The organism is Vibrio sp. 10N.222.51.C5, from assembly GCF_041474575.1.
GTDB classification, from domain to species: domain Bacteria; phylum Pseudomonadota; class Gammaproteobacteria; order Enterobacterales; family Vibrionaceae; genus Vibrio; species Vibrio crassostreae_C.
Genome location: NZ_JBFRUJ010000012.1, coordinates 85988 through 92613, shown reverse-complemented (window position 1 = coordinate 92613; position 6626 = coordinate 85988). Strand labels below are relative to the sequence as shown.

6 protein-coding genes and 1 tRNA gene are annotated in these 6626 nt (G+C 44.1%); 4 read left to right on the top strand and 3 right to left on the bottom strand.

All coding sequences use genetic code 11. The annotated features are described in order from the left end of the window. Positions 1-7 precede the first annotated feature (7 nt). Positions 8-92, top strand: a tRNA-Tyr gene (locus tag AB4558_RS04505). A gap of 491 nt (positions 93-583) precedes the next feature. Here the strand turns inward: AB4558_RS04505 and AB4558_RS04500 are convergent. Next, positions 584-1492 carry a Tim44 domain-containing protein gene (locus tag AB4558_RS04500; protein WP_017068945.1) on the bottom strand — a complete coding sequence of 303 codons (909 nt, stop codon included), beginning with the start codon at positions 1490-1492 and terminating at the stop codon, positions 584-586. Positions 1493-1688: 196 nt separating this feature from the next. Between AB4558_RS04500 and AB4558_RS04495 the strand changes: the two genes are divergently transcribed. The 3 genes from AB4558_RS04495 (at position 1689) to AB4558_RS04485 (ending at position 5238) form a co-directional block, all read left to right on the top strand. Continuing rightward, positions 1689-2279: a TetR/AcrR family transcriptional regulator gene (locus tag AB4558_RS04495; protein WP_048613073.1), complete on the top strand. Its 591-nt coding sequence runs from the start codon at positions 1689-1691 to the stop codon at positions 2277-2279. A gap of 17 nt (positions 2280-2296) precedes the next feature. Next, on the top strand, positions 2297-4171 hold the full coding sequence (locus AB4558_RS04490) for an MFS transporter (protein WP_372072992.1): 1875 nt from the start codon (positions 2297-2299) through the stop codon (positions 4169-4171). Positions 4172-4317: 146 nt separating this feature from the next. Then, the gene (locus tag AB4558_RS04485) at positions 4318-5238 is read left to right on the top strand and encodes a YeiH family protein (RefSeq protein WP_017060176.1); all 921 of its coding nucleotides are present in this window, start codon (positions 4318-4320) and stop codon (positions 5236-5238) included. 133 nt (positions 5239-5371) lie between these two features. On the opposite strand, the gene AB4558_RS04480 is transcribed toward AB4558_RS04485, so the two are convergent. Both AB4558_RS04480 and AB4558_RS04475 read right to left on the bottom strand, forming a co-directional pair. Further along, the gene (locus AB4558_RS04480) at positions 5372-5539 is read right to left on the bottom strand and encodes a hypothetical protein (RefSeq protein WP_017060175.1); all 168 of its coding nucleotides are present in this window, start codon (positions 5537-5539) and stop codon (positions 5372-5374) included. A 106-nt stretch (positions 5540-5645) separates the two neighbouring features. After that, the gene (locus AB4558_RS04475; protein WP_017064076.1) at positions 5646-6524 is read right to left on the bottom strand and encodes a LysR substrate-binding domain-containing protein; all 879 of its coding nucleotides are present in this window, start codon (positions 6522-6524) and stop codon (positions 5646-5648) included. Positions 6525-6626: the final 102 nt, after the last annotated feature.

Here is a 6626-nt window from a genome sequence, read left to right as displayed (position 1 = left end):
ACACCCTGGAGGGGTTCCCGAGTGGCCAAAGGGAGCAGACTGTAAATCTGCCGGCACTGCCTTCGATGGTTCGAATCCGTCTCCCTCCACCATATTCTCCTTAATTGGAAAATCGAAAAGCCAACTCATTGAGTTGGCTTTTTTCGTTTCTGAGCTTTATCTCTTACTAAACGTGTCTTCTAAAACAACCCTCAACTTCCTAAACACTAACCCGCTACTACAAATAACTAATCGAGCTAAATCATTCAAACATCAGTGATCCCATACTTCAGCATGACGCTCACAAACCAGATAAGCAGCGCAGCCTAAACAATTGCTCGATACATGTTCTTCGCATTCGTTCGCAATTATCTGTTTCTGCTGCAAAGTAACCTCAGGCTCCAATACGGGTTCAAAGAACTTTGTCATTACTCATTACATCCAAATAAAATCAGTTAGTTAGTCTCAGGTTAATCCAATCTTTAACTAAGATACATATCATTAGACGCAAAAAAGCCCCTGCTGATTTCTCAGCAGGGGCTTTCTATTATTTGGTGTTATTCCGAATAACTACATCCTATTGATGTTGAGTTAAATCCTGGAATTAACCTTGAATACCAACAATTAACCAAGGTGCATTGTTAGTTGTTAGGTCACGCTCTAGATGCCAGATATCAGTGATATCTTCTTCAACGCCATCCGCTGTGTCACGGTAACGACCGCTAAACTGAAGGCTTAGCTGTGCTTTGCTACCATCGTGGTCTGCGCGAACGATTTCAGCATCAACGTACATTACGTCTGTGTGCTGATCACCGTCTAGCTTATTACGCTCAGCTTTTAGGTCTTCAAATAGGCTTGGAGATACGTATTCTTCAATCGTGTTTAGCTCGTTGTGATTCCATGCACCTTGCAGTGTACGGTAGTGCTCACGAGAACCATTGATGAATGCCGCTTGATCAAAGCCCGGTGGGTAGTTATGTGGAACATCGCTTTGTGCACCAAAACCGAAACCACCAGCAGCGCCTTGTGATTGAGGTTGTGTTTGCTCGAAGTTATGAACATTTGGTTGTTGCTTAGGTTGTTCAAACTTGTTCTGACCCATGCCGCCGAATGCTGGCTGTTGGCCACGTGCATTCTGCTGATTCATTGAGCCCTGCTTCGCGCCCAACATTCCGCGTAGGAATTTAAACGCTAGGAAAGCAATCAGACCCATGATCAGAATATCCATGAACTGGATACCTTCAAATGCGCCACCAAAGAATGCAGCTAAAAGACCACCAGCAAGTAAACCACCTAGCAGACCGCCCATAAGGCCTTTCTTGCTAGAGTTAGCTGCTGTGTTCTTACCTGTTTGATCTTGGCGGATCGAATTCGTGTTTTGTTGTTTTGGTGCTGGAGCCGTTTTAAAGCTTTTGCCAAATGACTTACCACCACCAAACTTTTTCGCTTCCGCGATTGGCGTCACCGCGACTGTTACCAACAGGATCGCGACTAGTGAGAAAAATCGTTTCATTATTATCCTTTATAGGTTTTTTATCTTTCGACACCTTAATCATACTCGTTAACAAAGAACAATGAAATATTCACCGTGTTTACACATGTATCATAATATTGCGGCTATTAATTGATTACTAAACTAGCGAAGGGATTGACGGCACTCTGGGGCAGCATTAAAATATTGAACGATGTTCATTTAATAGAAAGTACCCATGGCAAGACGAAACGATCATACTCGCGAACAATTAGTGCAATTAACCTTAAAAACGGTGACCGACTTCTTAGAAGAGCACTCTTATCACGAGCTAAGTCTACGTAAAATCGCCAATATGATTGGTTACGTTCCAAGTACCTTAGTAAATGTATTTGGTAATTACAACCTACTGCTTTTGCATGTGGTCGCTCAAACATTAGATGAACTGGCGTCAGAATCCGCTGCAACTGTTGAACAATCGAGCAACCCTCAACAAGCTCTATTCAACCTTGCCTACTGCTACCACGATTTTGCACAGAGACACCCTCACCGTTGGCAGCTTATCTTTGAGCACAACATGAACGGTGAAAACCTTCCTGAATGGCAATCGAACCGCATCGATAGAATGACAGGCATGCTAGAACAGTTGCTAGTAGCGATTGCTCCTGAACATACGAAAAGCGAAGTCGTTAAAGCCAGCCGTGTATTATGGTCTGGAGTACACGGAATTACTCTACTTAGCGTTGATGATAAATTTTTCGCCTCTGAGCCTATTGATGGTAAAGAGCTGATCAATAACCTAGTCTCAAACTACTTAACCAACTGGTAATCATCCAAGGAAAGACAATGGACAACAGCAGCCAATCTTCGCTGTTAACGCAAAAAAGGTTCCTACCCTACTTTATTACCCAATTTCTAGGAGCCTTTAACGACAACATATTCAAAAATGTCCTGTTACTGTTTGTTGCTTTCGCAAGCGTAGACACGCTGCCTATTTCCAGCAATCTATTCATTAATTTGGCCGCTGGCCTTTTTATTCTGCCCTTCTTCCTATTTTCAGCTTTGGCTGGTGTACTGGCCGACAAATACGAAAAATCGTGGTTTATCCGTAAAGTTAAGCTCCTCGAAGTAGTGATCATGTCACTGGGTGCGATCGGATTCATCTACGAAAGCTACGGAATATTACTTCTGCTCCTGTTCCTTATGGGAACGCAGAGTGCTTTCTTTGGCCCGGTGAAATACGCCCTGCTTCCACAACAATTAGAAACAAAAGAACTGGTATCTGGTAACGCTCTCGTCGAGACAGGTACATTCTTAGCGATCCTGATTGGTACTCTCGGCGCAGGCATCATTGCATCTGAAGAAGGCGCGAAGCTCATTGCTGCGGTGTGTATTGTTTCGTTCGCCGTGCTTGGCTATGTATCAAGCTGGTTTATCCCACAAGCGCCAAGTAATGCACCAGACCTTAAAGTAAAGTGGCAACCTGTAAAACTGACCCGCGCGACACTGGCGATTGCAAAAAAAGATCGCCCGACCTTTCAAGCTCTGATGTCTATCAGCTGGTTCTGGTTCCTTGGTGCGGCTTACCTAACTCAGTTTCCCAACTTCACTAAACTGCATCTAAACAGCACTGAAAGCTCCGTCGCCTTTTTACTGGCACTATTCTCGGTAGGCATTGCAATCGGCTCTTTAGCTTGTGATAAGTTATCTAATCACCGAATTGAAATCGGCATCGTGCCAATGGGCAGCTTAGGTATCTCGATCTTCGGTCTTCTGATGGCGATATCCATCCCGGAGTCTTTGCCTGACTTTAGTTCTTTCCATCAATTCGTAACCTACTCAGAGCTGTGGCCACTGTTTGCTTACCTTCTGCTTCTGGGTATCTCTGGCGGTGTCTTTATTGTTCCTCTGTATTCACTGATGCAGTTACGTGCCAAGCCCGACGAGCGTGCCCAAGTGATTGCCGGGCTCAATATCTACAACTCACTGTTCATGGTGGGAAGTGCGGTATTAGGTATTGTTTGCCTTAGTGTTCTAGATCTTTCAATTCCGCAGCTGTTTATCTTGCTCGCAGTGGGCAACACTTTGGTGATGCTGTACCTGTTTTATCAGGTGCCTATCTACGCTTTCCGCTTCTTTACGTGGGTGGTCACTCACACCATGTACAGAGTTAAACATAAGAACTTACATCACCTGCCAGAAAAGGGCGGTGCGTTGATTGTCTGCAACCATGTGAGTTATATGGATGCACTGCTGCTGAGTGCGGTTTGCCCTCGCTTGATCCGTTTTGTGATGGAAGAGGATTACACCAAGTTGCCGCCAATTCGACGCTTCTTGAAAAGAGCTGGGGTGATTCCAATCTCCGCGACCAACCGCAACTCGATTCGAAACGCTTTCAAAGAAGTAGAGCGTGCCCTGCATGAAGGTCACATCGTGTGTATTTTCCCAGAAGGAAAGCTCACCTCTGATGGCGAAATGGCTGAGTTCATGCGTGGTATGGAGCTGATCATCAAACGTTCCCCTGTCCCAGTGATTCCTATGGCTCTTAAAGGATTATGGGGTAGCTACTTTAGTCGTTACAAAGGCCGTGCCTGCAAAGGGTTACCCACTCGCTTCTGGACTAAGCTAGAGATAGAAGCTGGCGAGCCGATTTCACCTAAACAAGCCTCTTGTGAAACGCTTCGACAGTCAGTCTCTGACCTTCGCGGATCATTACGCTAGTTAACCAGCCCTTTATTCATATCAGTTGAACAAGCGTTAAGTTTTCCTTAACGTTTGTTCAATTCATTTAGACTTACTTATCATTTTATTGAACGTATAGTGGTCTCATCACAATAACGCCACAACAAAACAAGACTCTAAATACAATGAACCTAAAAAAGTCCGTTCCATTTTATCTTGCTGCACTGTTTTGCTTAACGCCTTGGGTTAGCTCACCGACAGCCCTGGTTATCGGTTTCCTGCTTGCTAGTTTAGGATTAGTCCCTGAACACTTGGAAGTCGGCAAACTTACCAAAAAGCTACTGGCCTACTCTATTGTTGGCTTGGGTTTTGGTATTCAGTTTGAAAAAGCATTAGCAGTAACAGGCGATGGTATTGGGCTCATTGTAACGACGATTATCGGTACATTAGTCATTGGTTGGTTCTTGGCGAAACAAATGGGGCTAGACCGCACTACGGGCTATCTTATATCTTCTGGTACCGCGATTTGTGGTGGTAGCGCGATAGCAGCAGTGGCACCCGCGATCAAAGCAGACGATGAACAGATTGGCTTGGCATTAGCCACCGTATTCGTGTTGAACTCGGTTGCTCTATTCTTATTCCCGATGATTGGTCACGCGCTTGAGCTCAGCCAACAAACATTTGGTACTTGGGCAGCGATAGCGATTCACGATACGTCTTCTGTAGTAGGTGCAGCTTCAGCGTATGGCGAAGAAGCACTGACGACAGCGACAACATTGAAGCTCGCTCGCGCACTTTGGATCATCCCTATCGCTTTAATTAGTGCGATGATCTTCAAGAACGATCAAAAGAAGATTACGGTTCCCTACTTCATTTTCTTCTATTGCGCCGCTATCGCGGTGAGTGACTTACTGCCACAATTTGAGATGGTCTATCAAGGAATCTTTGATGTGTCTAAGCGAGCACTGGTCGTGTGTTTGTTCTTAATTGGCTGTGGTATTTCAGTTGAGAAGTTAAAAGCGGCAGGGCCGAAACCACTGATGTTTGGTATTACAATGTGGGTCATGATCTCAACGGGTTCATTGGCGTGGTTAACTCTCGCTTAGCCCGCATAGAAACGCTTTAGATGTTTGTTCGGTGAACTAGACACTCAAGTTAGCGAGCAACAAAACAAAAAGGCAAAGATCCAATGGGCTTTGCCTTTATCGTTTGTGGTAAGGGTATTCTTTGTTGTAACAATCACGAATCAAACAGGGGCTTATCACTCTTCTTGCTCTCTCTTTTCATTAAAACAAGTACCACAACCAACACAAATGCGGTGAGCTCAGCCAACGAACGAGTCAACCCTGACGAGATGATTGCTTGGCCTATCTGCAGTAAAACCGCAATGGTGAGGGCAATTTTCATAATAAGACCTTATTCTATAATCCGTTATTTATATGGCTTATTATGATGGATGGTTATAAAGATAATAAATTCTGTTTTGAACTATCTAATTGCTAAATTAACTAACCTAGCGCAACTGCCCTTCTAACCACTTAATAAAGGTTCTTACCTTAGGGCGTTTTTCCGTGCCTAGCGGGCAGATTAAGTCATACCCTTGGTCTGTATCCATGCTCGGATAAGGTGTTATCAGCTCACCAGTCTGAACATACTGCTTAACAAAATGATAGCGTCCCATCGCGACACCGATATTGCTGAGGGCACTTCTTACGCCCATATCCCGGTGGCTCACACAGTAAAATTGCTCAAACAAGTTCACATCTAAGCCGTGGTGTTTAATCCAACGCTGCCATACATCTGACCCTAGTGCATGAATGAAATTAATCCGGTGCAGCGATTCTAAGCCATCATCAAAGATGTCGTGTTCAGCCGCGTAACTCGGTGTACATACCGGAATATACTTTTCACCAAACAGGCGCTGTCGATGCATGTCTTTGAGATTTTCAGCACCATAGTAAATAGCGACATCGAGATGATTTTGATGAAAATCCTGCTCTTCTTGCGAGAAAATATTGAGATTAAACTTTGGGTATCGCTGTTTAAAATCAGCCAACCTCGGCAGTAACCAACTGTTGGCAAATGCAGGACTGGTACCGATATTGATCTGTCCATACAAGTCTGTGTTGGTAATGTCTTCGATCTCACCAAAAATAGAGCTTAACGACTTGGATAACGTTCGTTGAAAGCGCTGACCTTCTTCCGTTAGTTCCAGTTTACGAGTCCCTCGCACAAACAAGTTAAATCCGAGTTCACCTTCTAACACTTTGATTCGATGGCTAACGGCTCCCTGAGTCAAATGCAACTTTCTAGCCGCTAGCGTAAAGCTCATTTTCTCTGCAGCAACATTAAAAGTATGAAGATTTCTAAGTAAAGATTGATGGTTAGCCATACGAACTCATGCATTAAAAATTTTAATTCATACTACTACCCGTTTCGTTTGTTTGCATCAAGAAATAAGTTTTTAATAACCGCAGTTACTTAAAATCCTGCC